Here is a 24,920-nt window from a genome sequence, read left to right on the forward strand (position 1 = left end):
ATCGACTGTGTTTTTTAATATTCATCTTCATTCCAAAGATAATCATCATCGGTAGGATAATCGCTCCATACCTCTTCAATCGAGTCATAGATTTCCCCTTCATCTTCGATGGCCTGAAGATTTTCTACCACTTCCATTGGTGCACCTGTTCTAATTGCATAATCAATAAGTTCCGCCTTTGTCATAGGCCAAGGTGCGTCGCTTAAATAAGAAGCTAATTCTAATGTCCAATACATATAATATAATTTTTTGCAAAAGTATAAAAATCATTGACATAAAAATATTTTTGTCTCTGATTTTCAACAAACTTTGATTAATATTTATTTTTTTTCAAGAACCATTTCTCAAAAACCATTCCACAAACTTTTTTATGCCATTTTGGAAGTGAGTTCTTGGCTGATAACCGATTAAAGTTTTGGCTTTTTCAATATCCGCACTGGTTTTTATCACATCGCCGGCTTGCATTGGCAGATTTTTTTTCAGCGATTTCTTTTCTAATTCATTTTCAATTGCAGTCACCATTTCGTCTAGGGAAATCACTTCACTTTCACCCAAATTAATGATTTCGTGCACATGATCGTGGGTTTCAATATACACGATTGATTTCTGAATTCCTTCAATGATGTCTTCAATGAAAGTATAATCTCTTGCGGTAGAACCATCTCCATAAAAAGGGATTTCTTTGTCTCCGGATATGAGTTTGGTGAATTTATGAATCGCAAGATCAGGCCTTTGCCGGGGGCCGTAAACGGTAAAAAACCGCAAATGGATGATGTCAATTCCATAAAGATGATGATAAACGTGTCCTAAAATCTCCACACATTTCTTCGTGGCAGCATAAGGCGAAATAGGTTTCTCTACGGCATCTTCTTCTGAAAAAGGCGTTTTTTCATTATTCCCGTAAACACTCGAACTTGAAGCGTTGATGAATTTTTTAATTTTAAAATCTTTGCACAATTCCCAAAGATTCATGGTTCCTTTGATATTCACTTCCTCATACTCAAGCGGCCGCTCAATCGAAGGCCGAACTCCTGCTAGAGCTGCAAGATGAATCACCATATCAATTTTATGCTTTTGGAAAATTTTCTCTAAACCTTCTTTATCTCTAATGTCCTGATAATAAAGTTGATAGTTTTTTGATGAAGTTTCAAAAATTAATTTCTGAATGTCGAGTTCTTTTTCATGGAAGGTAAACTCCAGCATTTCGCCAACGGATTCCAGCGTATTTTTGATTTTAATCTTGTAATCATAAAAATCATCAAAGTTGTCAATATTAATGACAGAATGTCCATTTTTTAATAAGTGCTCGACCAAATGAGAACCTATAAATCCCGATCCGCCTGTTACGATGTAATTCATGGTGTGTTTTTAAAACGCTAAGATAGGGATTTAATAAAAAATTTCAATCCTGAAACGTAGGGATTTCCGTATTTTTTTTAACAGTCAAACTGCACTTCATTGCTGCTGATAAAAACGGATTAAGTGGTTCATTTTGTATGATTTAACGCATAGTATTTTAGTGGTGTTTTACGTAATATTGTGTAATAAAAATTAAAGTTTATGAAACCAATGATTGTTAAGTATCCATTAGCGATGATGGCGGCATTTCTGCTTGTTGTCTCATGCAAAAAGAAAGAAACCGAAAGTACAGCGACTGAAAATCCTGAAGTGGTAATGCCTACTTCAGATTCATTGTTGCATAATGATTCTACTGATTTGAGTTATGATTCTGCCACCGTGAAAACGGCAGTTGGCGTTAAGGATGAGGAGCAAAATGCGGTAAAAGATGAAAAAGAAGATGCCGAAAAACTGAAAAAAGACGAACAACACGAAAAGTAGTTTTTCTCTTTTATAAACTTAAAAGACATCCTAATCCAGGATGTTTTTTCTATATTTGGCTCTAAATATTTACTCATGAAATTCTCCGGACAGATTCTTAAAATGGCCACTCAAAATGGCCGTCCAATTCAGTACTTTCTTAACCTGTCGAATGATTTAATCAATATGAATCAGTTGATCGGCAGGAATATTAAATTGAACCATATTGGTTACGAATGTGTAAGTTGCGACAGTGATGAGAAAATCTACCGCATGGGTTTCTGTAAAAAATGTTTTTTCGAAAGTCCTTTTGCCAGCGAATCGATTATACGCCCGGAACTCTCTACGGCGCATTTGGGAATTGGCGAACGGGATTTAGAAGTGGAGCAGTCGATTCAATTAAAACCGCATATCGTTTATCTTGCTTATACCGGCGATGTGAAAGTTGGCGTTACGCGGGAATCTCAAATTCCCACAAGATGGATCGATCAGGGCGCAACTTTCGCGCTTCCCATCGCAAAAACAGAAAACCGCTATGAAGCCGGGATGATTGAAGTGGCGATGAAAGAACATCTTGCCGATAAAACCAACTGGCGCAAAATGCTCGAAGATGATTATGAAGATGATTTGGATTTAGCCGACTTCCGCGAGAAAATAAAAAACCATTTCCCGGAGGATTTCAAAAATTTCTATTCCGGTGATGAAGAAATTGTAAAACTCGATTTTCCGTATGAAGCACCAGAAAAAATTACGTCTTTTACTTTAGATAAAAATCCGGAATTTGAAGGGGTTCTAAAAGGAATTAAAGGGCAATATCTTGCTTTCGAAGGTGGGAAGTTCATGAATGTTCGAGGTCATGAAGGGTATGTGATTGAGATGGAAATCTAAATTCTGGCAGGTAATTAGTGATTTTAAAGAAGTGAAAATGGTTCTATAATTGTATCTTCGGTTCCATGAAGAATAAAAAATTTAGAATTTTTTCAATCGTCCTGGGGATTCTGCTTTTGCTTTTTCTTTCCATCAATTTTGGGTTGAACTTGTGGCTCAGAAACAACCTGCCAGGTTACATCAAAAAAAATTCTGAATATATTATTACTTATAAGACACTGGATGTTGAGTTAGAAACCGGAAATATTTTTGCCACCGGAATTACCATCAATAATCAAAATCCGGATCGTACCGACAAAGTTGGATTGCAGGGGAGGATAGATACATTATCGGTTTCCAGATTAGGGATTTTTGATCTGATTTTTAACAAAAGTGTTTCTACCGATAATTTAACACTTAAAAATCCAAGACTCAATATCAACCTCCCAAAACCGATTGATGAAAAAACGGGTAAAAAAGCAAATCCTGTTCAGTTTAAAAATATCAATATCAGTCGCGGAAATATTCAGATTTTCCGGCATAGCAAACAGAAATTGCTGTCCGTAAAAGATTTGACTTTGATGGTTCAAAATCTTCAAATGACCGAAAAATCCCTCGGCGATCAATTACCCATTGCTTTTGAAAAGTACCATCTTACAGGGAACAACTTCTTTTTCCGTCCTGATGATTTGTACGCGTTTACCGCAGAATCGATTTCGACTGAAAATGGGCAAATGAACGTGAAAAAGTTCGCCGTGGTTCCGCTTTTATCCTATCAGAATTTTCTGAAATATTTTCCTGAAAAGCGAAATCTCTTTGATGTAAAAGCAGCGGAGATGAGTTTTAAAGATTTCATTATTAAAGATAATAAATGGTCTCTCAGCAATGCGAAATTTGATAATTTGGAAATAACGGTGTTTACGACCCCTGTAAAACCGAAGGAGAAGAAGAGAAGTTTTACCAGTGAGCTTAATCTGGGAAATGTACTTTTAAATAACGCAAAAATCAAGATTCTCAAACCCGGAGATAATCCTTTATTTGTTGCTGAAAATTTAACAATGCAGATCAGTCATTTGCAGATGAATGACGAAACGGCAAAGGGAAACATTCCTTTTAAATATGAGAATTTTGATATCAAAGGAAAAAACATCAGTTTTGTTTCGGGCCATGAAAACGTGAAAGTTGCCCATTTATCGGTACAGCCAAAGTCTGCGGATTTCCAGAATATTTCGGTAAAGCCAACCACGGTGAATGCTGATAAAACAAGTCTGAATCTTACCGCAAATCAACTCAGTTTTCAAATTAATGACTGGCAATTCATCAATAATAAACTGAAATTAAATGTTCAGAATATTTTAGTCGATCAATTAAACGGAACTGTTCGAACTGCCAATAATTCAAAGAAAAAGAAACCTACTTTCGAGGGAATTCAGTTTCCATTGAAAGTGAAAAATGTGGTTTTAAAGAATTCAAATGTGGTTGTGGACCGTAAAAATCAGCCTTTGGTTTTTAAAGATTTGAACGCCAATTTTCAAAATATCGAAATGAATGCGCAAACCATCAAAGAGACCATTCCTTTTAAAACCGGGAATTACAATTTGACGACCCGGGACTTTAATTATAAAACTAAATTCTATAATCTCACGGCTTCGCTTTTAAAACTGAATAAAAGTTCGGTTCAGATTTCTAATTTTGCGGTGAAGCCTACCGTTTCACGGGAACAATTTATCCGAATGATTCCGGCTGAAAAGGATTTGTATGATATTACAGTCAGTAAAATCAGCGCAAATGGAAAGTGGGATTTGATTTCGGAAAACCAATATCTCAATCTGGGAAATGTTGCTCTTAATAATGTAAATGCCAATGTTTTCCGGAGTAAAATTCCCAAAGATGATTTAACGGAAAAGCCGATGTATTCTGAATTATTGAGATCAATTAAGTTTCCTCTTTTCATTGATAATTTAGATATTACAAACTCACTTTTGGTGTATGAAGAAGATACCAAAAAAAGTGACGGGCCCGGAAAACTGATTTTCAGTGATTTCAATATGAATGTGAAAAACCTGAATTCAGCGAAGATGGCAGGGAAATCTACGCAGATTCCGATTTCGGTCAACTGCAGGTTTATGAATGCTTCTCCGATGAATATAAAGTGGAGTTTTGATACGGCAAACACCACTGATGCTTTTGTAATTTCGGGGAATATTGCGGATCTGCCGGCATCCAGAATTAATCCGTTTATCGAACCTTATCTGAAAATCCAGGCAACCGGTTTGATTTCTGATCTGATTTTTGATTTTAAAGGAACGAAGCAAGGCATCCGGGGAACTTTGAAAATGGTTCATCAGAATTTAAAAGTATCTATCCTGAAACCGACCGGAGAGAAAAATAAACTTCTTTCGGCGATGGCCAATGTTTTTGTAAAATCAGATTCCGGAAATTACCCTGCGTCAGTAGAAGTCGAAGGGGTAGAAAGGGATAAAACGAAATCTTTTTTCAATATGTTATGGCGCGGGATCGAACAGGGCTTAAAGAAAACCTTAATCGGAAAAAATGCGCCTAAAACAGAACAGTCGATAAAAAATACAGTTGGCAATACTAAATCTGCTTTGGAACAAAATAATATCGAACTGAAAGAAACGAAAGCAGAGGTGAAGGAAAAACTTAACACCGTTAATGGGAAGGTTCAGGAAAAAAAAGAAGCGTTAAAGCAGAAGGGTTTCAAAAATTTATTCAAAAAAAATTCCTCTTCTCATTAAACTGCGACGGATCTCCTGTCAGTCAATATTATGTATCTCTTTTTCCTGAACGGGAACTTTTCGTAAAAAATCGGCGAATTCCTCACCGCTATAATTGCTTTCGCCACCGTAGGAGTCCAGTATCGTAGATGATTCACCTTCTTTGTCTTCGAGTAGATATAACACTGCGTTGTCATCTGCGCTGCTGTCTCCTTCAAACCGATAAGACTTCACGATGCACAGATCTTCAGGTTGATAAAGTTTTTCGTCTTTTCCCAAAACCATTTGTTTTTGTGAATTCATTGTGATTTCTTTGGTGATTCCCCGTTGTCTGAGAATATTGAGCACTTCGGAAAGTGTTTTTAAATTGTGATCTGACATGGTATGGTATTTAAATTTAACGTAACAAAAAAAGTACCATCAATTTTAAAAGCAGGACTTGGGAAGGTTTTCAGGTTCAGAAAGAAAGAAAAAAAAAGAAGATGTTTTGGATCAAGTCTAAAACTTGGAGAGAATGATAAAAATATTTAATTTTGAAGAATGTAACTTCTTAAATTACTGCTGATCTAAACAGGCAGTAAAGAGGAGCCAGCCTTCAATTATTCTCCGAATATCCTGAAGCAATGATAGGAGTCAGCATACAGTCAGCATAAGGTCAGCATAAGCCAGGGGTTGGTATGGGGATGAGTGTACTTTGGTTATGTGGAGAAATGGACATGGTTTGCGAAGTTCCAATATCTTTTTAGCGCCGCACAGAAATCCGATTGCTGATTAAGGACTATATCATTTTTCAGATTATCCAAAATTTTTAATTAACCCCCAAGTTTTGATACTGATCCATCCTTACTGATCCAATGTTTCTCAAGACTTAAAAAAGAAACAAAAAAACGCTGCTAATCAATGATTAACAGCGTTTAAAGTACCTCGGACGGGACTTGAACCCGTACATCCTTACGGACACAGGATTTTAAGTCCTGCGTGTCTACCAATTCCACCACCAAGGCAAGTGGAGCGAAAAACGGGATTCGAACCCGCGACCCCGACCTTGGCAAGGTCGTGCTCTACCAGCTGAGCTATTTTCGCAATTTCTTGAAAAAATCCTCAGAAATTTTCGTGCGGATGAAGGGACTCGAACCCCCACGCCTCACAGCACCAGATCCTAAGTCTGGCATGGCTACCAATTACATCACATCCGCTAAATGAACACTGTTCCTTTTTTTGTGAGTGCAAATATAAAAGATTTTTTCTTTCTAAACCAAACTATTTTATAAAAAATTTAATTTTTTCGAAAAGACACCGAGAACTTTCTTTTTAGATTCCTTTTTATTACTTTTACCGCTTTAACGAATTTATATCATGGAATTACAAGGAACAGTAAAGAAAATAACTGAAGTTCAGACGTTTGCGAGCGGATTTCAGAAAAGAGAGATGGTGTTAACAACCGAAGAACAGTATCCGCAACCCATTAATATCGAATTTCTTCAGGAGAAAGGAGATTTGCTTAATCCCTTGAAAGAAGGTGATAAAGTGAAAGTTTCTATCAATATTAGAGGGAGAGAGTGGACTTCACCACAAGGCGAAGTGAAATATTTCAACTCTATCACAGGCTGGAAAGTTGAAAACTTAGAATCAGCCGGAGGTTTTGAACCAACTCAGGCAACACCATCTGCAACTAAACCTGCGGAAGGAAAAGGCGTTTTTGAAGAAGACGAAGACGATTTGCCGTTTTAATATTGAAATTTTATAAATCCTGCTTTTTTGGCAGGATTTAATTTTCAGATGATTCTCCTAGATCCCAATGAAATTTCTTTTCCTGATCCCGCTTTGCTGGAGTCAGAATCCGGAATCATGGCCATGGGTGGCGATCTGTCGCCTCAGAGGTTGTATTTTGCTTATCAACTCGGGCTGTTTCCGTGGTATAATCCGGGCGAAGAAATCCTTTGGTGGTGTCCTGATCCAAGATTCGTGCTTTTTCCCCAAGATTTAAAAATTTCTAAATCGATGAAAAAGATTTTGCGCGATGAGGTTTTTACTTTTACCGAAAATACATGTTTCCGCGAAGTCATGGAAGAATGCAAAAATACTTTTAGAAAAGATCAGGACGGAACCTGGATTTCAGATGAATTAATCGATTCTTTTGTGGAACTTCAGAAAAATGGGATTGCAAAAAGTATTGAAGTTTGGCAAAACGATGAGTTAGTCGGTGGATTCTACGGCCTGCAGATCGGGAAAATATTCTGTGGCGAAAGCATGTTTGCGAAAGTGAGCAACGCCTCCAAAGCAGGATTTATTCATTTTATTCAAAGTCAGAAAGAAAACTTGGAACTGATTGATTGTCAGATTTATTCCGAACATCTGGAAAGTTTGGGCGCAACCATGATTTCTAAAAAAGACTATTTAAATCTCTTAAAAAATCAACAAATATGAATCCTGAAAAAGAAAGATGGGTTTTGCTGATAGTGCTCTCTGTAATTTGGGGTTCTTCATTTATTCTTATTAAAAAGTCGCTCGAGCATTTTAATCCTTATGAAGTGGGTGCTTTACGGGTTTTAATCGCCGGAATTCTTTTGCTGCCAATGGCAATAAGTAATATTAGAAAATTTCCCAGAAAACATTTAAAATGGTTAGTCCTGGCGGCTTTAACAGGGAATTTTATTCCGATGTTTCTTTTTCCAATTGCTGAGACCAAAGTCAGCAGCAGTATTGCAGGAATTGTCAATTCGATGATGCCCATTTTTGTAATCATCGTTGGATTTCTTTTCTGGAAATTTTCAACAACGAAAAGACAATTAATCGGTGTGGCAATAAGTTTTTCTGGTGCGTGTATTTTAGCGCTTTCCGGCGGAGAAGGCGGTGAACTTAAATTAATACCCATTGTTTTGCTCTTGGTTGCTACTTTGGGTTACGCCATTTCGATGACTACTGTAAAATCCAAACTCCATGAAATACCGGCGAAAATCCTGTCTGCATTTGTGTTTTCTTTTGTATTAATTGTCCCGTCGCTCATTGCGCTTGTATTTGCAGGATTCTTTAATGATCTTCGTCCGGACAAAGATTTATTCATCGGATTGGGTTTTGTGAGTTTGCTTTCAGTTTTCGGAACCGGGCTGGCCATGATGCTGAATTATCGCCTGCTCAATATCTCTACGCCTTTATTTGCTTCTACGGTCACTTTGTTAATGCCGGTAGTTGCTGTGATCTGGGGATTATTGGATGGTGAAAAATTAACGGCGATGCAGTTTGCAGGGGCATTTATTATCCTTGCTGGACTCATTTTCCTGCGGGCGAAAAGCCCTAAAAAAGAAAAACCGCAAGACTCAAAAGTGGTGCGGTTTTAAATAAATCTAATAAAAAGTAAAAATGAAAGGCGACAAAGATATATAATTAGATTTATACTATCCAAATCTTTTTTTGTAAATTTTAAATTATTTCAAAAAGGATCATTCTCTTTTATTATTTTGCTAAATTTGGCTAATGTTTATCAAAGATTACATTTCTAAAGATTATCCTGCGTTCAATACCAGTGATTCCATAGAGCAGGCCAATGAGGTAGCTAAAGAATTTGGCTATACCCACATTTTTATCAAGAAGAAAGGGGTTTACCAGGGAGCCCTGAGCCAGCAGTTTTTGGAGGAAAGTCCTAAAGGAACATTGCAGACCCTGGAGCATCATTTTGAAAAATTTGCATTGCTAGAGGATGGAAACGTTTTAGATTCGATTAAACTTTTTTATACCTTCAACAGCAACGTCATTCCTGTGATCAACAAATTGGAAAAATACCAGGGTTATCTTACCTGTGACGACGTTTTCTGTGAGTTTGCAAAATACCCGTTATTCTCAGAGAATGGGGCATTGTTGGTTATCCAAAACAATAAAAGAAACTACTCGATGACTGATATCTGTAAAATCGTAGAATCGAACAATGGTAGGATTTATGGCTGCTATATCAGTGCTTTTGAAGGAGATGACGTACAGATTACTTTAAAAATAAACAGCGAAAACCTAAGCTCGATTGATGAAACTTTTGAACGCTACGGATACAGCGTGGTTCATAAATACTATGATGACCAAAAAGAAGAACTGTTGAAAGACCGGTTCGGTTTTTTTCAAAAATATATGGAAATCTGAAACAGATGAAATGCGGTAACCGCTTATTGAAAGGAAATGAAAATCTGTCGGTGTTATATCTGACAAATGAAATAAGAAGATGAAAGCAGCTATTTATTCCCAGAAAAATGATTTAGATACCTTTTTGTATCTGAGTAAATTTGTATCTGAACTCGAAAAAAGAGGAGTTCAAGCGATTCTGTATGAGGAAATGGCCGATGCAATGCAGTTTTCTAAAATCTTTGAAACCTTTGCCGGGAAACAGGATTTGAAGGAAAAGAAAGTAGATTTGTTTTTTACTTTCGGTGGCGACGGTACCATTGTGAATTCCCTTCTTTTTGTGCAGGATTTACTGATCCCGGTGGTCGGTGTTAATACAGGACGCCTCGGTTTCCTGGCGAGTTTCACCAAAGAAGAAGTTTTTTTGGAGCTCGACGGGATTATCAAAGGAGATATGAAAATCAGTGAACGGTCGGTCATTGAAATTATTTCGCCCAATAATTCGCTGTTTTTCCCTTATGCATTAAACGACTTAACCATCTCACGAAAAGAAACTACTGCAATGATTACGGTGGAATCTTTTATTGATAATGAGTTTCTCAATACTTTTTGGGGTGATGGGATTATCATTTCGACTCCAACGGGATCAACTGCTTATTCACTAAGCTGTGGCGGTCCCATTATTACGCCCAATAACAACACTTTCGTCATTACACCTATTGCGCCACATAATTTGAATGTTCGCCCACTCATCGTCAATGATGATGTTGAGATCAGATTAAAGGTCAAAAGCCGTGTTCCACAATATTCACTGTCACTGGATTCCCGCCTGTTTCACATGGAAACCGATGTAGAAGTCATCTTGCGGAAAGCCCATTTTAAAATACTGTTGATTCACCCCACGAATCTCAGTTTTTACGAAACAATCCGTCAGAAACTGCTGTGGGGAAATGACAAAAGAAATTAGATATTCAACTTTAAAATACTTAACTTTACTGTTCAAAATCAGCAAATAATAAATCTATAAAAATATCAGTTATGAGCAAGAAATTTCCGGCAGGAGTTGCCACAGGGCAAATGGTTTCAGACATTTTCCAATTCGCAAAGGAAAATAAATTTGCACTTCCCGCAGTGAATGTTATTGGTTCCAGCAACGTCAATGCAACCATGGAAACCGCCGCAAAACTGAACTCTCCAGTAATTATTCAGTTTTCTAATGGTGGCGCCGCTTTTAATGCAGGAAAAGGATTGAACAACGATGGCCAGAAAGCCGCAATTCTAGGAGGAATCGCCGGAGCAAAACATATTCATACTTTAGCAGAAGCTTACGGAGCAACGGTAATTTTACATACCGACCACTGTGCGAAAAAATTATTGCCGTGGATTGATGGACTGATGGATGCCAACGAAGAATTTTTTGCCCAAACCGGCAAATCGCTTTACTCCTCTCACATGCTTGATTTGTCTGAAGAATCAATCGAAGAAAACCTGGATATTTCCTGCAAATATTTCGAGAGAATGGCAAAAATGGGCATGACTCTGGAAATTGAACTGGGAATTACCGGTGGTGAAGAAGATGGCGTAGATAATTCAGGGGTAGATTCTTCAAAATTATATACCCAGCCTGATGAAGTTGCTTATGCTTACGAAAGATTAAATGCGATTTCACCGAACTTTACGATCGCTGCTGCTTTTGGAAATGTTCACGGAGTTTACAAACCGGGGAATGTAAAATTGACGCCGAAAATTCTTGATAATTCTCAGAAATATGTAGAAGAGAAATACGGACTGGGCGCAAAACCAATTAATTTCGTTTTCCACGGAGGATCCGGTTCATCTTTAGAAGAAATCAGAGAAGCAATCGATTATGGGGTAATTAAAATGAATATCGATACCGACTTGCAGTTTGCTTACACTGAAGGAATCAGAGATTTCATGGTCAATAACATCGAATATCTAAGAACCCAGATCGGAAATCCTGACGGTGGTGATAAACCGAACAAAAAATATTATGACCCAAGAGGTTGGGTGAGAAAAGGCGAAGAAACCTTTAGCAAAAGATTGGAGCAGGCATTTGAAGACCTTAACAATATTAATACTTTGTAATTAAATTATTTTAGACATTGTTTTTAAAAGCAATTTGTTTTTATTTGCAGTCTGAAATTTATAATCTAAAATTAAACTCAATGGCATTCGACTGGTTTAAAAGGAAAACACAAAACATTACCACTTCCACAGAAGATAAAAAAGACGTTCCCAAAGGACTTTGGCATCAGACGCCAAGCGGAAAGATTGTGGAACATGAAGAACTGAAAGCCAATAATTATGTGTCTCCAGAAGATGGTTTCCACGTGAGAATAGGCAGTAAAGAATTCTTTTCAATTCTTTTTGATGACAACAAATTTACGGAACTCGACGCTGGTGTTGAAAGTGTAGATATGTTGAGTTTCAAAGATACCAAGTCTTACACAGACCGGTTGAAAGAAGTAAAAGCCAAAACGAAATTAACAGACTCGATCAGAAATGCCGTAGGAACTGTTAATGGTGAAAAAATGGTAATTTCCTGTATGGATTTTAGTTTTATCGGTGGATCCCTAGGTTCCGTGATGGGCGAGAAAATCCGTCGTGCAATTGATTACTGTATCGAACACAAACTTCCGTATATGATTATCTGCCAATCAGGTGGAGCCAGAATGCAGGAAGCCACCTATTCACTCATGCAGTTGGCAAAAGTGCAGGCGAAGCTGGCTCAGCTTTCCGAAGCAGGCTTGCTGTACATTGCCTATTTATGTGATCCTACTTTCGGCGGAATTACCGCTTCTTTTGCGATGACTGCTGATGTTATTATTGCTGAACCGGGAGCTTTGATCGGTTTCGCAGGACCTCGCGTGATCCGTGAAACAATCGGTAAAGATTTACCGGAAGGATTCCAGACTTCAGAGTTTCTGCAGGAAAAAGGATTCGTAGATTTCATCGTTAAAAGAACCGAAATCAAAGATAAAGTTTCGAAAACAGTTAGATTGTTAGCGCACGCTTAACACATTTGAATTATCAATAAAATCTCACCTCAATTGAAGGTGGGATTTCTTTTTATGAGAAACATCAAAATAATATTTAATGCTTTAAGATCCTTAAGTTTTACCAAAATTATGAAACTTTTGCGGTTGATTCTTGCGCATCCGTTATTTTCAATTCTGGGATTTTACGCAACCGTGAGGAGTTTCTCGTTAGCACAAAAACATTTCCCCAAATCCCATGCGACCAATGGAGAAGGAAACGCTTTCCGACATGCGCTTTGGAACTGCCTGATTCTGATGTACTGCTGTAAAATTTCTTCGCCACAAAAAGCTTTGCAGTATTGTAAGGAAATGACTGACTTGCACGAAGAACTCTTCCCCAATAAGCCGCTCGAAACCAAAATGGATCTGCATAACAATCAAGTCGGGATGGATTATTTCATGGAACTGCTTCCGGGTGTCCACCGCCAATTCTTCGAAACCAGTTTTTTTGTGAAAGGACTTATTGAAAAAACCAAAACAGCAAAAGTCCTGAATAGTTTAGAAGATGATTTTAAAGGCGACCTGGTTTATTTAAAATAGAAAAAAACCCCGACATTGCCGAGGTTTTAAAAGTCAAGTTCAAGTTTCAAAAAGCGGAATATTTTGTATTTTCCGCTTTTTTAATTTTTGATTTTTAAGTTAAAGGAGCACCAACTGCTAAATCACATCGGTGATGAGGTTCGCCGTGTGCTGGATTATTAGCAGGTTTCGGTCCTGAGGCCTGCATTGGTGCAGGCGAAGACAAAACTGAAGGCGAAATGGGTCTCGTGTCAAAATTATTGCCTGAAGCATTTTGTTGAGGCATTACCTGAGGTGCCGCACTTTGAGAAGGCGCGCTGTCAATCGGTGCGCCAACGGGGATTTCGCAACGGTGATAAGGCTGACCATGTTCCGGATTCAATGCCGGTTTTTCTGCCTGATTATTTGCGGCGACGGCGGTCGCAACTTCGCCTTCTTCAGCGGTATAAGTAACAGATCCATCCTTCATAACCGAATCTTTCTGTACTTCCGTTACATTTTCAGTATCTGAAACGGTTTTCTCTTTTTTATCGCAGGAATAAAGAAGCGTTGCACCTGCTATTAATAAAGGTAATAATCTCATGTTTTCTATTTTTTTCAAAAGTATGAAATTTAATTAGAACTTAAAATCCAAGCCGAAATATACATTTGCTCCCATAACCGGTGCATAAATCATTCCTGCGTCAAAGTAATTCCCAAAAGGGTTTTCAGTATCGATAATCGGACGGTTCTGGGTGTAACCTAACAGGTTTTCACCACCTATATATGCACGAATGTTTTTATTAAAGTTTCTGGAAATTTGGGCATTAAGGGTCGTGTAACTTTTAGAATATTCCGGTAATCTGTATTCTGATGGATTCGCATTTAAATTGGGAAGCTTCTGTTTTCCAATCAGCTGAAGCGTTGCATCGATATTCCAGAAAGCTCCTTTGTCTGTTTTATCGGTAGCGTAGGAAGCATTAAAGAAACCTCTGTTTTTTGCCATAAATGGAATTTCTCTTTTCCCTCCCAAGAAATCGGCCTTTACATCGTAGTACTTATAAGCCAGTCTCATTTCTAAATTTTTCGCTGGTACAAAATCTAACTGGGTTTGAAAACTGTTCGCAAATGATTCTCCTTCGAGATTATAGAAAACGATTTTCTGTGGTGAAATATCTAAATCGGTCAATACCTGATTTTGGAAATCTGTTCTGAAAAAATCGGCAACCAAAGTTGCTTTTCTGTTAAACAACTTGAATTCCTGCTGCACACTTGCCCCGTAATTCCAGGCAATTTCTGGTTGTAAATCATAAATTTTTCCGCCATTTCCTAAGATTTCAATTTGTCTGTTCGATCCGAAATATTGCTGACTTTCTGCAAAAATATTAGCGGTTCTAAAACCTTTTCCGGCCGAAAGGCGAAGAATGGTTTTAGGCAAAACATCATATTTAAAGTTTAATCTCGGCGTAAACTGCGTTCCTGCCAAATTGTGAAAATCTGTTCTGGCGCCGGCAACCAAAGTGTATTTCAGTCCTGTCAAAGTATATTCGAAAAATAATCCAGGCACTGTTTCCGTTCTTTTATAATTTTGAGTCAGATAGTCCTCATCATATTGGTCATACAGAAAACTTGCGCCCGTTTTGAATTTATTATTGGTATTTCCGATGATGCTTTCAAAAACCAAATTCGAGTAAAAAGTATTCTGGTTGCCCCAATAATTTCTGTTCCCAAAAAAACTGTCCTGTTGATGCGTCGTGAACTGATTCATCCAGCCGATACTTTGGTAAGGTTTACCTTTAAAAATATATCCGGTTTTATTCCAGATTTCAAAACGGGAAAGGTCGATTCCGACACCATACGCATTTTGTTGAGAACGGTCAATCTTTTTATCAAAAGCAGTTTGCCCGCCAAAACGTTCATCTTTCACAAAACTAATTCCGAAATGAGTTCCTAAGCCGGAATGCTCCAAATCATTATAGTTTAGAAGATAGGCAGCGTTAATTTGATTTCCCGTCGGTTGATCCAGAAAACCATCATTGTTAGAATCAATTTTTCCTAAAGTTGCATTCCCATGAAGTAAAAGCGACTGACTCCAATGTTCGTTCAGCTGGGAAGTGGTGGTAATATTGCTTTCCAGTCTACCGTTTGCATCTGCGAAAAAGTTGATCGCCGTTTCTGGTTTTTCATTAACTTTTAAAAGTTCAGTATTAATTTGACCCGTGATACTTTCGTAGCCATTAACCACTGTACTTCCGCCTTTTGTTAACTGGATTCCGCCAATCCATCTTCCGGGAATTAAATTCAGGCCATAAGGTGCTGCTAAACCACGGATTGAGGGCAAAAGTTCTTTTGTTAATGAGGTGTATTTCTGATCCAAACCTAACATTTTAAGTTGCTTGGTTCCGGTAACAGCGTTCGTGAAAGAAACGTCAACGGTCGCATTCGTTTCAAAACTTTCCGATAAATTGCAGCAGGCTGCTTTCAATAACTCTTTGGTTCCGATATTAAAGGTTAATCCCGTTTCTTTCTTGCTTAAAGCGGTCGCATCTGCCAGTTTGATTAACCGGACTTCTTCGATGGATTTATCGAAATGGTCAGCATGTTGTGAAAAATCTTTTTTAGGTGCTGGCGCTTCGTCATGGTGAACCAAATCGCTTTTTACACCCAAAGGTAATTCCCGGTCGTACAGGCAGCAGCCGGGAAGATTTTTGTAAGTATCATCTTTCGAAGTGTACATCTCATTATCATGACCAACATCTGCGATCTTTTTTAAAATTAAATCCGCTGAAGTTTTTTCAGGATTAAAGTTTAAAGTTACAATCTGCGTTTCTGCATCCCAGGTTGCCGAATCTGCACCAGCACTGGCCGCTGCTTTTTCGATTCTTGCTTTGCATGAACTGCAGTTTCCGCGAACAAAAAACTGATGATCATTTTTCACAGGTTTCGAAGAAATTTCTTTTTTTAGAAAAGAAGGCGCTCGATCATAATGACAGCAGGAAGGAAGGTTTCCGTAAACCACATCAGCTGCAGCGAATTTTTCGTTGTCATGTCCAACGTCTGCGATTTTCTTTAAAATTTGATCAGCCGAAGTTTTTGTAGCATCAAATTCTACTTCAAGCTGCTGAGTATTGGCGTTCCAGTTGGCGGTTTTTGCACCTGTTTTTTTTGCGGTATTTTCGATTCTTTCTTTACACATCGCACATTCTCCTTTAACCAGAAAAGTTGATTTTGTGACCGTTTGTGCGTATAAGAATGAAGTGAATATCAGGGAAAATAAGCAAAGACTTTTTAACAAAGTTTTCATTTTTAAAATAAGTTAATTAACATAAAAAGGTTGCCAAAAGAACGTTCTTTTGGCTGTAGTCTAATGTGTTAACCTATTTTAGGCGGTTGCCAGATGTTTTGAATGTTGGAAGAGAAATAAGAATTCCCATACCCGAAATTAAGGTCCTGAATAAACAAATGCTTTTTTAAATTTGAATTAAATTCTGATGAAAGATAATTCATTACGAAATGAACCGTGCAGGAATGACATTTGTTACAATCGTCGCCGCATTTGTTTTTTTGGGAATGGTCTGTGGAGTTTTCAGAATGACAGGAGATTGGTTTTTTTGTTTTGCAACACTCTTCTTTGGTCGGTTTCTGATCACAGCACTGAACAGTAGTTTGAGCATAAATCATCTGCTTGGGAAGAATAAAAATACTCAATCCCAAAACGATAAAAAATATTTTCAAAGTTCGTGACATGCTTTTGCAAAATTAATAAATATAATCGACGTAACCTGATAATCGTTAAATCTTCTTAAATAAAGTTAAAAATTTACTATTCAATTGCTTGACAATTAATTAATTGTAATTTTGCCAACGAAAAATCGTTTAACATAATATAGAATGAAGAAGGTCCTTTTACCATTAATAACTGTTTTATTTTTCGCTACCTCTTTTTATAAATTAGAAGATTTGGAGAAAAACCCGACAGAAACTCCTTTAAATAAACAAACACAAAATTTAGTCCTGAAAGCAGAGCCGAGCTCCACCGCAAAATATGCGGAAGAAATTTACAGTTCGATCAGTTTCGACAACATCAACCGGCTGCAGTCCGAAGTTTTTTCCAAAGCCTTTTTAGGATTTACCAATCTTAAAAAAGAAGGAAAATTAGATGAAGATTCTCATTTATTAACCATTTGCGATTTTTCGTTATCGTCCACAGAGAAGAGACTTTGGGTCATTGATTTGAATGAAAAAAAAGTCCTTTATAACTCGCTGGTTGCACACGGAAAAAACACAGGTGAAGAATTCGCTCAGAAATTTTCAAATACCGAGAGTTCTTTGCAAAGCAGTCTTGGTTTTTTCATTACAGAAAGTACTTATAATGGTTCCAACGGTTATTCGTTGAAACTTGAAGGAATGGATTCCGGTTACAATGATGCCGCCTTCCGTCGCGCGATCGTGATGCACGGTGCAGATTATGTGAGCGAAGGTTTTATTAAAAATCAAAAACGCATTGGCAGAAGCTGGGGTTGCCCCGCTGTTCCCCGCGCTTTGGCCGAACCGATTATCAATACCATCAAAGGGAAAAATTGTCTTTTTATTTATTATCCCGACAATCAATACCTTTCCAGTTCGAAATGGCTGAAGGCTGAGGAGAATATTTAAAACCTAAAACAAAACAATCCCGGTTCACAATTGCGAACCGGGATTTTTTATAATTTATTTTAACTCAATCGGATTGTTATTTTTCTTCTGTTCTTCTTTTTGGCGTTCCTCCATTTGTTTTCGCTGATTTGGATCCATCTGAATTCTAAATGATCCACCACCACGTGTCATCGCTGCCATCGCTGCAGCTGGGTCTTTTCTGAACTGATCCTGCTGCTTTTCAAATGCAGCTCTTTTCACCGAAATCGTAGAGCCAAATTGTTCGAAAGCAGCAATTTCATTAATTTTCTTTGCTTCTTTTAAATCGAAACTGTAATCGCCTTTAGCATCTTCAACTTTTACAATTAAACCCGGCAATCCTGAAAATTTATAAGGGCCATCCTGAAAAGGAACTTCGGTCGTAAACCAAGCGTGCCAAGTTCTCCCAGCAAATTGTGTTTCTGCTTTCTGGGTTTTGTATTCGCCAATAGTTGTTGTTTCGGGAAGGATTTTCCAGTTCATTGGCCGGTCTTCTTCATAAGCGTACTGATCGCGCAGAATTCTTGCTTTATATAATTTTTTCGCGGTTTTGTAATCTTTTTCAATAATGAAATCCATATTGGTTCGCAAATTCTGCATTTGGCTTCTGTCAAAATTAAAACTTCCGGTCTGTCTCATCCGTCCCATAATGGAATCTCTTTTCAATCTGTTTTCAGCGTAGAAAATAGAGTTTCCTCCGGAAATGTCAAGATGGGCTAATTCTGTTTTTGTGGCACTTCTATCCGTAGAATCTGGTTTCATAGTGACTTGATACACAAAACGGTTCGCTTGAGCGAAAATAATTTGGGCAGCTAAGCCCAAGGTAAGCACGGCGATTTTTTTCATTCTTAAATAATTTGATTTTTGATAATAATTAAAGGTAAAAGTTAAATTTCACCGTCTATAAGATTGATAGACAAATATACCGAAGCAAATTTGATATTCATTATATTATTAGTAATTTTGCAATCTAAAATGATTCTAAATAAAAACAATGATAAAAGTTAGCGATCTAGCGAAAGAAAAAGCCTTTCAGTTAATGACTGAAGACGGTTTCGATCCTTTGGAAGATTATATAAGAGTCGGTGTAAAAAGCGGCGGTTGTTCCGGTTTAGAATATGTTCTGAAATTTGATAATGTAAAAACAGATTCAGATCAGGTTTTCGAAGATAATGGGATTAAGATCATTGTCGATAAAAAATCAGTGCTTTATTTAGCAGGAACAATACTAGAATTTTCAGCAGGGTTGAATGGGAAAGGATTTGTATTCAACAATCCCAATGCAAACAGAACTTGCGGTTGCGGTGAGAGTTTCTCGCTGTAAAACACATTTAATTTTCATATAAAAAATGGCAACAAAATATACGGAAGACGATCTTAGGGTCGATCTTGAAAATCAAAAATATGAATACGGGTTTACCACGGATATAGAATATGACGATTTTCCGACCGGTTTATCTGAAGAAATCGTAAGAATGATTTCTGCGAAAAAAGAAGAACCAGAATGGATGACCGAGTGGCGTCTGGAATCTTACAGAATGTGGCTGAAAATGGAGGAGCCGGAATGGGCAAATGTGACTTATGAAAAGCCAGATTTCCAAGCCATTCGTTATTATGCGGCGCCAACAGTAAAACCGGAATTAGCCAGTTTAGATGAAGTAGATCCGGAATTACTGAAAACCTTTGAAAAATTAGGAATCAATATTGAGGAACAGAAAAGACTTTCAGGGGTTGCAATGGATATTGTGATTGACTCAGTTTCTGTAAAAACTACATTTCAAAAAACTTTAAAAGATAAAGGAATTATTTTCTGCGCTATTTCTGAAGCCATCAGAGATTATCCGGAATTGGTGCGTAAATATATCGGAAAGGTAGTTCCAAGAGGGGATAACTACTATGCAGCTTTAAACTCAGCCGTATTTTCAGACGGAAGCTTCTGCTATATTCCAAAAGGCGTGAAATGTCCGATGGAACTTTCCACTTATTTCAGAATTAATAAATCCGGAAGCGGTCAGTTTGAAAGAACTTTGTTAATCGCTGATGAAGGGAGCTATGTTTCTTACCTTGAAGGCTGTACTGCACCTGCAAGAGATGAAAATCAGCTGCATGCGGCGGTCGTAGAGTTAATCGCAATGGATGATGCAGAAATTAAATATTCTACCGTTCAAAACTGGTATCCCGGAGATTCAGAAGGTAAAGGTGGCGTTTTCAATTTCGTAACCAAACGGGGAATTTGTGAGAAAAACGCAAAAATTTCCTGGACGCAGGTTGAAACCGGTTCTGCTGTAACCTGGAAATATCCGAGCTGTATTTTAAAAGGAGATAATTCTGTTGGAGAATTTTATTCAATTGCGGTAACCAATCATCACCAGTATGCAGATACCGGAACCAAGATGATCCACATCGGGAAAAATACCAAATCAACGATTATTTCTAAAGGAATTTCCGCAGGAAAATCAAACAACTCTTATAGAGGATTAGTGAAAATGATGCCTTCTGCAAAAGGAGCACGTAACTTTTCGCAATGTGATTCTCTTTTAATGGGCAATGAATGTGGCGCACATACTTTCCCTTATATCGAAGTAAAAAATCCGACCGCTCAACTCGAGCACGAAGCGACGACTTCAAAAATAGGTGAAGACCAAATTTTCTATTGCAATCAGAGAGGAATCAGCACCGAAAAAGCAATTGCATTGATCGTCAACGGTTTCGGAAAAGAAGTTTTGAATAAGCTACCGATGGAATTTGCGATTGAAGCCCAAAAATTATTAGAAATTTCTTTAGAAGGAAGTGTTGGGTAAAAATGATCTTTCCATTTGAACTTTCATTTCAAAACTTTTTTTAAAGAAATTATATATCATAACAGTAAAAAAACAGGAAGTAATTAACTTTTAAATTATCTAATTACCTCATTTCATATTATGTTAAAAATTAACAACTTACACGCGAGAATCCAGGACGGAGCAGAAATCTTAAAAGGAATCAATCTACAAATCAATCCCGGCGAAGTACACGCTATTATGGGACCCAATGGAGCAGGAAAATCTACTTTAGCCTCAGTTATTGCAGGGAAAGAGGAATATGAAGTTACCGATGGTGAAATTCTTTTCGAAGGTAAAGATATCATCGAAGATGCGCCTGAAGAAAGAGCGCACGAAGGAATTTTCCTTTCGTTCCAATATCCGGTAGAAATTCCGGGAGTTACCGTGACCAACTTTATCAAAGCGGCCATCAACGAAAACCGAAAAGCAAAAGGTTTAGAAGCGATGCCGGCGAAAGAAATGTTGGCTTTGGTTAAAGAAAATTCTGAGAAATTAAATATCAAAAGAGATTTTCTGGCCCGTTCACTCAACGAAGGTTTTTCCGGTGGCGAGAAAAAAAGAAACGAAATCTTCCAAATGATGATGTTGAATCCGAAATTAGCGATTCTGGATGAAACCGATTCCGGATTGGATATTGATGCCTTAAGAATCGTTGCAGACGGCGTAAACTCTTTCAGAAGTGAAGGAAATGCGGTTCTCTTAATCACTCATTACCAAAGACTTTTAGATTATATTCAACCCGATTTTGTACACGTTTTAGCTGACGGAAAAATCATCAAAACCGGTGATAAATCTCTTGCTTTAGAATTGGAAGAAAAAGGGTACGATTGGCTGCTTAATTAATTTGAAATTTGATGTTTGAAATTTGATATTATGCGAACGATAAAAACTTCGAAGATCTGGAAATTTGGAAAAATCAAGGATTTTTTGTCAAAATATAGACAGGCATGGTCTTAAAAATATCAAATTTCAAAAACATGATCAAAATCAAATCGATCGGTCTTCTGCTTCTGTGATGGATAATATTGCTGAAGGTTTCGAAAGGGAGGGAAACAGAGAATTTGTAAATTTCCTTACCATGTCGAAAGGGTCTGTAGGAGAAGTCCGTTCTCAGTTAATAAGGGCATTTGATCGGAATTATCTGGATGAAAGTACTTTTTTAGCTCTTAAAGATGAAGCAGCTAACATGTCGAAAATGCTGTCAGGATTTATTACTTATCTTAAAAATTCGGAACATAAAGGCAATAAATTTAATAGGAATAAAGAAAATGAATGATGTTTGAGCATAAGAATTTCAAATATCAAACTTCAAATATCAAATATAAATAATGGCTCTATTAGAAAATATACAGAATAACCACACTGCTTTTTTAGAAACGCTTCAACACCGTTTTCTGGATGAGACCCGGAATGAAGCACTCAAAAAGTTCTTTCATTACGGTTTTCCCACTAAAAAAGACGAGGAATATAAATACACGAACTTACGGGAAATCACCGAGAAAAATTATAATTTCTTCCCTACAGAAGCACATACGATTTCCAAAGAACAGATTGAGGAACTGCATTTGGGCGAAGAAAACTTCGACTGGATTGTCTTCATTAATGGAAAGTTGCATAAAGAACTGTCCAAAATTACCATTGAAAATGTAGAGTTGCTTTCGTTCAATTATGCACTCAACGATCCAAAACATAAAGACGTTTTCGATCAGTATTTCAATACAATCGCTGATCAAAATTTAGCGTTTACGAATTTGAATACTGCTTATTGCAAGCAAGGATTTTTCTTAAAAGTCCCAAAAAATGTGGTCATCGAAAAACCGATTCACGTTTTCTATATTTCTCAGAACCAGGAAGAAAACACAGTTTACAACACCCGGAATCTATTGATTGCTGAAGAAGGCTCTAAAATCGAAGTCATCGAAAGCCACCATAATTTCGATGAAACTTACGTTTTTACCAATTCTGTGACTGAAATTTTTACGTACCAAAATGCAAAAGCAGATTGGCATAAAGTGCAGAATGACAGCGACACTTCGTACATGATGGATCACACTTTCGCCAAACAGGAACGTGACAGTTTAACGACGGTGAACACTTTCTCTTTCGGAGGAAAATTAGTGCGTAACAACTTGGATTTCATTCATAACGGTGAAAATATCAACTCGTTTATGAACGGAATTACGATCATCGATGGCGAGCAATTGGTGGATCATCATACCGCAGTTCATCACAAAACGCCACATTGCGAGAGCTACCAAAACTACAAAGGAATTTACAAAGGCAAATCTCACGGGGTTTTCAACGGTAAAGTTTTTGTAGATAAAATCGCGCAGAAAACCAATGCTTATCAGCAAAACAATAATATTCTGTTGGATGAAGGAGCATCGGTTGACACCAAACCACAACTCGAAATTTTCGCAGATGATGTGAAATGTTCTCACGGTTGTACAGTCGGTCAATTGAATGAAGACGCTTTGTTTTACCTTCGTGCCCGTGGAATTTCCAAAAAAGAAGCGCAGGCAATGTTATTGTTCGCCTTTGCGAATGACGCAATGGAAAATATCGATATTGAACCACTTAGAGTTAAAATTTCCAAACTTTTGGCAGAGAAATTAGAAGTGGATATGGAGTTTGAAGATATTTATTAGGGCGACAAATTTGACTACGTCGAAAGTTAATTTTTTATTTTTTTTTGGCGACTTTTCCGCCTTCCGTTCCCGCTTTTTTAATTATCGGCTTCTGCTTCGCTCAGCCAACAATTAAAAAGAGCTCCACTCAAGTCGGGTCGCAACTGGGATTTAGAATTAAAATTTGATTATATGATAAATAAAAAGCGACTGGATTTCAGTCGCTTTTTGTAGTTTTGAATTTAAATATAAATTATGGAAAAAAATAAATTTTTATGGATAGCTTTTGGTATTGTGATGCTAATAGTAATTTCCAATAATATCTTCCGCTCGGAACAAAAACAGAAAGGTGAAAAATCATTAGTAGAGAAAATGAAACCAACTTTAATTTTTGATGGACAAGAGTATTTTTCTCATTGGAAAGATACTGCAGATGAAAAGTTTTTATCAATATCAAAATTACTTGTTGCAGATCGCATTACAGGTTGTGGAGAATTTTATTATAATGAGATTGATAGAAACACATATATTGTAGCTTGTTCCAGAGATGGTAAATCCTTTAAATATTACGTAGCATGGACAAAATTGGACAAAGTTTATTCAGCCGAAAGCGATATGCTAACAATCAATGAATCACCAAAATAATCAATAATGTTTTACAACAATTGATTTGAAAAAATGAATTTAGAACATGTCAAAGACCATCTCAACGCTTACAAACAGCATGATCAGATTTTCGATGCTGCACAATTTCTCATTAATTTCTTCGGATTAGAAAGCGAAAACTTTGCAGGTTTCGGTTTCCGGCCAGAGTTGGAACCTGATAAAATGTTGTTGACCACAGAAGGAGTTCTCGGCGAAAAACAAATGGTGATGATTCCCCGAAACCTTTTTGATTTCGATCTGAATTTAGTTGCAAACATGGTTGCCCATGAAATGTTGCACGTTCGTCAGAAAGCGCAGGAAACTTTAGTAGAAGATAAAAACGAAAGAGAATTTCAGTCGTATTACGAAATGCTCTTTCATAAAGAATTTCCACTAGTTCCCGATGTTTCTGATTTTCATAAAAAATTCTTCGGCGAAAAAGCTTTGGAATATTACAAAAGAATGGGAGAGAATTCGGATTTACAAAAGAAATATTTCGACAAGAAAATTGAAGTTGAAAATTTAATTAATTCTCTTTAATATTGATGAAAAGATCTGCTGTTGACAATAGTTACAATATAAATTACTTTATTTTCAGCAAAATAAATTAAAGAATTATTCCGGTCTATTTTGCATTTCCTCAAATTATTAATTTTAGATTTAGGGCAAAAAGAACTGTTTTTAGAAATGTTTTCTGTTAGTATTTCAACTTTATTTTTAAAGTTTATAACCTCTTTAAATGTCTATTTTTCAAATAGATAATCAATCGTATTTCTAAAATTTATTTTGGCAGAATCGGACCAGACAATCTTATTCATTTTTACACGACTTGATGTAGTGTTCCATTTCCTCCATTACGGATTCGTGCGAATGAGTTCTTCCCATTTTAAGATCTTCTATTCCTTTATTAATACTGTTCGTTTCTTCTTCAGAAAGATTTTCGGCCCAATCTTTTTCTTTTTTAAATAAAAGAAAATCAATATAATCTGATAATTCCTCTAATAAATAATCAGGAATATCTTTTATTTTGTCAGATAAATTTTGATGTAATGCAGTTTTCATATT

Annotated in this window: 27 protein-coding genes and 3 tRNA genes; 19 read left to right on the forward strand and 11 right to left on the reverse strand. The window is 37.0% G+C overall.

Features of this window, described 5'->3' with window-relative positions; genetic code table 11:
- Positions 1-14 precede the first annotated feature (14 nt).
- Both NBC122_RS04925 and NBC122_RS04930 read right to left on the reverse strand, forming a co-directional pair.
- A complete protein-coding gene (locus NBC122_RS04925) occupies positions 15-236 on the reverse strand; it encodes a DUF2795 domain-containing protein (RefSeq protein WP_133439307.1) in 222 nt (73 codons plus the stop codon).
- Between the two features lie 94 nt (positions 237-330).
- Positions 331-1,359, reverse strand: coding sequence for a GDP-mannose 4,6-dehydratase (locus tag NBC122_RS04930; RefSeq protein WP_133439308.1), 1,029 nt, complete (start codon positions 1,357-1,359; stop codon positions 331-333).
- A 201-nt stretch (positions 1,360-1,560) separates the two neighbouring features.
- Between NBC122_RS04930 and NBC122_RS04935 the strand changes: the two genes are divergently transcribed.
- From NBC122_RS04935 to NBC122_RS04945, 3 genes are all read left to right on the forward strand, one after another.
- Positions 1,561-1,839, forward strand: coding sequence for a hypothetical protein (locus NBC122_RS04935; RefSeq protein WP_133439309.1), 279 nt, complete (start codon positions 1,561-1,563; stop codon positions 1,837-1,839).
- A gap of 75 nt (positions 1,840-1,914) precedes the next feature.
- A complete protein-coding gene (locus tag NBC122_RS04940) occupies positions 1,915-2,706 on the forward strand; it encodes a DUF2797 domain-containing protein (RefSeq protein WP_133439310.1) in 792 nt (263 codons plus the stop codon).
- A 65-nt stretch (positions 2,707-2,771) separates the two neighbouring features.
- The gene (locus tag NBC122_RS04945; protein ID WP_133439311.1) at positions 2,772-5,444 is read left to right on the forward strand and encodes a hypothetical protein; all 2,673 of its coding nucleotides are present in this window, start codon (positions 2,772-2,774) and stop codon (positions 5,442-5,444) included.
- A gap of 18 nt (positions 5,445-5,462) precedes the next feature.
- Here the strand turns inward: NBC122_RS04945 and NBC122_RS04950 are convergent, their stop codons facing one another.
- The 4 genes from NBC122_RS04950 to NBC122_RS04965 form a co-directional block, all read right to left on the reverse strand.
- Complete coding sequence (locus NBC122_RS04950) at positions 5,463-5,804, reverse strand: hypothetical protein (RefSeq protein ID WP_133439312.1); 342 nt, start codon at positions 5,802-5,804, stop codon at positions 5,463-5,465.
- A gap of 539 nt (positions 5,805-6,343) precedes the next feature.
- Positions 6,344-6,427: transfer RNA gene (locus NBC122_RS04955), tRNA-Leu, on the reverse strand.
- A gap of 3 nt (positions 6,428-6,430) precedes the next feature.
- Positions 6,431-6,506, reverse strand: a tRNA-Gly gene (locus NBC122_RS04960).
- A gap of 31 nt (positions 6,507-6,537) precedes the next feature.
- Positions 6,538-6,619: transfer RNA gene (locus NBC122_RS04965), tRNA-Leu, on the reverse strand.
- 160 nt (positions 6,620-6,779) lie between these two features.
- Here NBC122_RS04965 and NBC122_RS04970 point away from each other — a divergent pair.
- From NBC122_RS04970 to NBC122_RS05005, 8 genes are all read left to right on the forward strand, one after another.
- Positions 6,780-7,154 (forward strand): DUF3127 domain-containing protein, encoded by a 375-nt coding sequence (locus NBC122_RS04970; RefSeq protein ID WP_133439313.1) that lies wholly within the window; start codon positions 6,780-6,782, stop codon positions 7,152-7,154.
- A gap of 48 nt (positions 7,155-7,202) precedes the next feature.
- Positions 7,203-7,850, forward strand: coding sequence for a leucyl/phenylalanyl-tRNA--protein transferase (aat, locus tag NBC122_RS04975; RefSeq protein WP_133439314.1), 648 nt, complete (start codon positions 7,203-7,205; stop codon positions 7,848-7,850).
- Positions 7,847-8,761: a DMT family transporter gene (locus NBC122_RS04980; protein ID WP_133439315.1), complete on the forward strand. Its 915-nt coding sequence runs from the start codon at positions 7,847-7,849 to the stop codon at positions 8,759-8,761. The genes aat and NBC122_RS04980 overlap by 4 nt, the downstream gene beginning before the upstream one ends.
- 136 nt (positions 8,762-8,897) lie before the next feature.
- Positions 8,898-9,551, forward strand: a complete 654-nt coding sequence (locus NBC122_RS04985) for a CBS domain-containing protein (RefSeq protein ID WP_133439316.1) — start codon at positions 8,898-8,900, stop codon at positions 9,549-9,551.
- Positions 9,552-9,630: 79 nt separating this feature from the next.
- Complete coding sequence (locus tag NBC122_RS04990) at positions 9,631-10,497, forward strand: NAD kinase (protein WP_133439317.1); 867 nt, start codon at positions 9,631-9,633, stop codon at positions 10,495-10,497.
- Positions 10,498-10,568: 71 nt separating this feature from the next.
- Positions 10,569-11,636 carry a class II fructose-bisphosphate aldolase gene (gene fbaA, locus NBC122_RS04995; protein WP_133439318.1) on the forward strand — a complete coding sequence of 356 codons (1,068 nt, stop codon included), beginning with the start codon at positions 10,569-10,571 and terminating at the stop codon, positions 11,634-11,636.
- Between the two features lie 80 nt (positions 11,637-11,716).
- A complete protein-coding gene (accD, locus tag NBC122_RS05000) occupies positions 11,717-12,568 on the forward strand; it encodes an acetyl-CoA carboxylase, carboxyltransferase subunit beta (RefSeq protein ID WP_133439319.1) in 852 nt (283 codons plus the stop codon).
- 54 nt (positions 12,569-12,622) lie between these two features.
- The gene (locus NBC122_RS05005) at positions 12,623-13,129 is read left to right on the forward strand and encodes a DUF6973 domain-containing protein (protein ID WP_133439320.1); all 507 of its coding nucleotides are present in this window, start codon (positions 12,623-12,625) and stop codon (positions 13,127-13,129) included.
- A gap of 94 nt (positions 13,130-13,223) precedes the next feature.
- Here NBC122_RS05005 and NBC122_RS05010 read toward each other — a convergent pair whose 3' ends face one another.
- The 3 genes from NBC122_RS05010 to NBC122_RS14335 all read right to left on the reverse strand — a co-directional run bounded on the left by NBC122_RS05010 (position 13,224) and on the right by NBC122_RS14335 (position 16,761).
- Complete coding sequence (locus NBC122_RS05010) at positions 13,224-13,709, reverse strand: hypothetical protein (protein WP_133439321.1); 486 nt, start codon at positions 13,707-13,709, stop codon at positions 13,224-13,226.
- Between the two features lie 15 nt (positions 13,710-13,724).
- Positions 13,725-16,391, reverse strand: a complete 2,667-nt coding sequence (locus tag NBC122_RS05015) for a TonB-dependent receptor (protein ID WP_133439322.1) — start codon at positions 16,389-16,391, stop codon at positions 13,725-13,727.
- A gap of 202 nt (positions 16,392-16,593) precedes the next feature.
- Complete coding sequence (locus tag NBC122_RS14335) at positions 16,594-16,761, reverse strand: hypothetical protein (RefSeq protein WP_165983195.1); 168 nt, start codon at positions 16,759-16,761, stop codon at positions 16,594-16,596.
- Between the two features lie 217 nt (positions 16,762-16,978).
- Here NBC122_RS14335 and NBC122_RS05025 point away from each other — a divergent pair, with 217 nt between their 5' ends.
- Positions 16,979-17,743, forward strand: a complete 765-nt coding sequence (locus NBC122_RS05025) for a murein L,D-transpeptidase catalytic domain family protein (protein ID WP_133439324.1) — start codon at positions 16,979-16,981, stop codon at positions 17,741-17,743.
- A gap of 54 nt (positions 17,744-17,797) precedes the next feature.
- Here the strand turns inward: NBC122_RS05025 and NBC122_RS05030 are convergent, their stop codons facing one another.
- On the reverse strand, positions 17,798-18,607 hold the full coding sequence (locus tag NBC122_RS05030; RefSeq protein ID WP_133439325.1) for a GLPGLI family protein: 810 nt from the start codon (positions 18,605-18,607) through the stop codon (positions 17,798-17,800).
- 148 nt (positions 18,608-18,755) lie between these two features.
- Here NBC122_RS05030 and NBC122_RS05035 point away from each other — a divergent pair, with 148 nt between their 5' ends.
- From NBC122_RS05035 to NBC122_RS05065, 7 genes are all read left to right on the forward strand, one after another.
- Positions 18,756-19,085 (forward strand): HesB/IscA family protein, encoded by a 330-nt coding sequence (locus NBC122_RS05035; RefSeq protein WP_133439326.1) that lies wholly within the window; start codon positions 18,756-18,758, stop codon positions 19,083-19,085.
- Positions 19,086-19,110: 25 nt separating this feature from the next.
- Positions 19,111-20,562: a Fe-S cluster assembly protein SufB gene (gene sufB, locus NBC122_RS05040; protein ID WP_133439327.1), complete on the forward strand. Its 1,452-nt coding sequence runs from the start codon at positions 19,111-19,113 to the stop codon at positions 20,560-20,562.
- A gap of 120 nt (positions 20,563-20,682) precedes the next feature.
- Positions 20,683-21,426 (forward strand): Fe-S cluster assembly ATPase SufC, encoded by a 744-nt coding sequence (gene sufC, locus NBC122_RS05045; RefSeq protein ID WP_133439328.1) that lies wholly within the window; start codon positions 20,683-20,685, stop codon positions 21,424-21,426.
- Positions 21,427-21,598: 172 nt separating this feature from the next.
- Positions 21,599-21,859 carry a four helix bundle protein gene (locus NBC122_RS05050; protein WP_317127522.1) on the forward strand — a complete coding sequence of 87 codons (261 nt, stop codon included), beginning with the start codon at positions 21,599-21,601 and terminating at the stop codon, positions 21,857-21,859.
- A 52-nt stretch (positions 21,860-21,911) separates the two neighbouring features.
- Positions 21,912-23,231, forward strand: a complete 1,320-nt coding sequence (sufD, locus tag NBC122_RS05055; RefSeq protein ID WP_133439329.1) for a Fe-S cluster assembly protein SufD — start codon at positions 21,912-21,914, stop codon at positions 23,229-23,231.
- A 234-nt stretch (positions 23,232-23,465) separates the two neighbouring features.
- Positions 23,466-23,855 (forward strand): hypothetical protein, encoded by a 390-nt coding sequence (locus NBC122_RS05060; protein ID WP_133439330.1) that lies wholly within the window; start codon positions 23,466-23,468, stop codon positions 23,853-23,855.
- A gap of 33 nt (positions 23,856-23,888) precedes the next feature.
- Positions 23,889-24,395, forward strand: a complete 507-nt coding sequence (locus NBC122_RS05065; RefSeq protein WP_133439331.1) for a hypothetical protein — start codon at positions 23,889-23,891, stop codon at positions 24,393-24,395.
- 270 nt (positions 24,396-24,665) lie between these two features.
- On the opposite strand, the gene NBC122_RS05070 is transcribed toward NBC122_RS05065, so the two are convergent.
- Positions 24,666-24,917: a hypothetical protein gene (locus NBC122_RS05070; protein WP_133439332.1), complete on the reverse strand. Its 252-nt coding sequence runs from the start codon at positions 24,915-24,917 to the stop codon at positions 24,666-24,668.
- Between the last annotated feature and the right edge of the window lie 3 nt (positions 24,918-24,920).

This window comes from Chryseobacterium salivictor (assembly GCF_004359195.1).
GTDB classification, from domain to species: Bacteria; Bacteroidota; Bacteroidia; order Flavobacteriales; family Weeksellaceae; genus Kaistella; species Kaistella salivictor.

Excerpts from the sequence above, each read along its gene's own strand:
- NBC122_RS04940 (WP_133439310.1), top strand. The coding sequence starts at position 1,915 with ATGAAATTCTCCGGACAGATTCTTAAAATGGCCACTCAAAATGGCCGT.
- NBC122_RS04945 (WP_133439311.1), top strand. The coding sequence starts at position 2,772 with ATGAAGAATAAAAAATTTAGAATTTTTTCAATCGTCCTGGGGATTCTG.
- sufC (WP_133439328.1), top strand. The coding sequence starts at position 20,683 with ATGTTAAAAATTAACAACTTACACGCGAGAATCCAGGACGGAGCAGAA.
- NBC122_RS04980 (WP_133439315.1), top strand. The coding sequence starts at position 7,847 with ATGAATCCTGAAAAAGAAAGATGGGTTTTGCTGATAGTGCTCTCTGTA.
- NBC122_RS05070 (WP_133439332.1), bottom strand. The coding sequence starts at position 24,917 with ATGAAAACTGCATTACATCAAAATTTATCTGACAAAATAAAAGATATT.
- NBC122_RS04925 (WP_133439307.1), bottom strand. The coding sequence starts at position 236 with ATGTATTGGACATTAGAATTAGCTTCTTATTTAAGCGACGCACCTTGG.
- NBC122_RS04985 (WP_133439316.1), top strand. The coding sequence starts at position 8,898 with ATGTTTATCAAAGATTACATTTCTAAAGATTATCCTGCGTTCAATACC.
- NBC122_RS05025 (WP_133439324.1), top strand. The coding sequence starts at position 16,979 with ATGAAGAAGGTCCTTTTACCATTAATAACTGTTTTATTTTTCGCTACC.
- NBC122_RS05065 (WP_133439331.1), top strand. The coding sequence starts at position 23,889 with ATGAATTTAGAACATGTCAAAGACCATCTCAACGCTTACAAACAGCAT.
- NBC122_RS05030 (WP_133439325.1), bottom strand. The coding sequence starts at position 18,607 with ATGAAAAAAATCGCCGTGCTTACCTTGGGCTTAGCTGCCCAAATTATT.
- NBC122_RS04930 (WP_133439308.1), bottom strand. The coding sequence starts at position 1,359 with ATGAATTACATCGTAACAGGCGGATCGGGATTTATAGGTTCTCATTTG.
- sufB (WP_133439327.1), top strand. The coding sequence starts at position 19,111 with ATGGCAACAAAATATACGGAAGACGATCTTAGGGTCGATCTTGAAAAT.
- sufD (WP_133439329.1), top strand. The coding sequence starts at position 21,912 with ATGGCTCTATTAGAAAATATACAGAATAACCACACTGCTTTTTTAGAA.
- NBC122_RS05005 (WP_133439320.1), top strand. The coding sequence starts at position 12,623 with ATGAGAAACATCAAAATAATATTTAATGCTTTAAGATCCTTAAGTTTT.
- NBC122_RS04935 (WP_133439309.1), top strand. The coding sequence starts at position 1,561 with ATGAAACCAATGATTGTTAAGTATCCATTAGCGATGATGGCGGCATTT.
- NBC122_RS14335 (WP_165983195.1), bottom strand. The coding sequence starts at position 16,761 with ATGCTCAAACTACTGTTCAGTGCTGTGATCAGAAACCGACCAAAGAAG.
- NBC122_RS05050 (WP_317127522.1), top strand. The coding sequence starts at position 21,599 with ATGGATAATATTGCTGAAGGTTTCGAAAGGGAGGGAAACAGAGAATTT.
- NBC122_RS04950 (WP_133439312.1), bottom strand. The coding sequence starts at position 5,804 with ATGTCAGATCACAATTTAAAAACACTTTCCGAAGTGCTCAATATTCTC.
- accD (WP_133439319.1), top strand. The coding sequence starts at position 11,717 with ATGGCATTCGACTGGTTTAAAAGGAAAACACAAAACATTACCACTTCC.
- NBC122_RS05015 (WP_133439322.1), bottom strand. The coding sequence starts at position 16,391 with ATGAAAACTTTGTTAAAAAGTCTTTGCTTATTTTCCCTGATATTCACT.
- aat (WP_133439314.1), top strand. The coding sequence starts at position 7,203 with ATGATTCTCCTAGATCCCAATGAAATTTCTTTTCCTGATCCCGCTTTG.
- NBC122_RS04970 (WP_133439313.1), top strand. The coding sequence starts at position 6,780 with ATGGAATTACAAGGAACAGTAAAGAAAATAACTGAAGTTCAGACGTTT.
- fbaA (WP_133439318.1), top strand. The coding sequence starts at position 10,569 with ATGAGCAAGAAATTTCCGGCAGGAGTTGCCACAGGGCAAATGGTTTCA.
- NBC122_RS05035 (WP_133439326.1), top strand. The coding sequence starts at position 18,756 with ATGATAAAAGTTAGCGATCTAGCGAAAGAAAAAGCCTTTCAGTTAATG.
- NBC122_RS05060 (WP_133439330.1), top strand. The coding sequence starts at position 23,466 with ATGGAAAAAAATAAATTTTTATGGATAGCTTTTGGTATTGTGATGCTA.
- NBC122_RS04990 (WP_133439317.1), top strand. The coding sequence starts at position 9,631 with ATGAAAGCAGCTATTTATTCCCAGAAAAATGATTTAGATACCTTTTTG.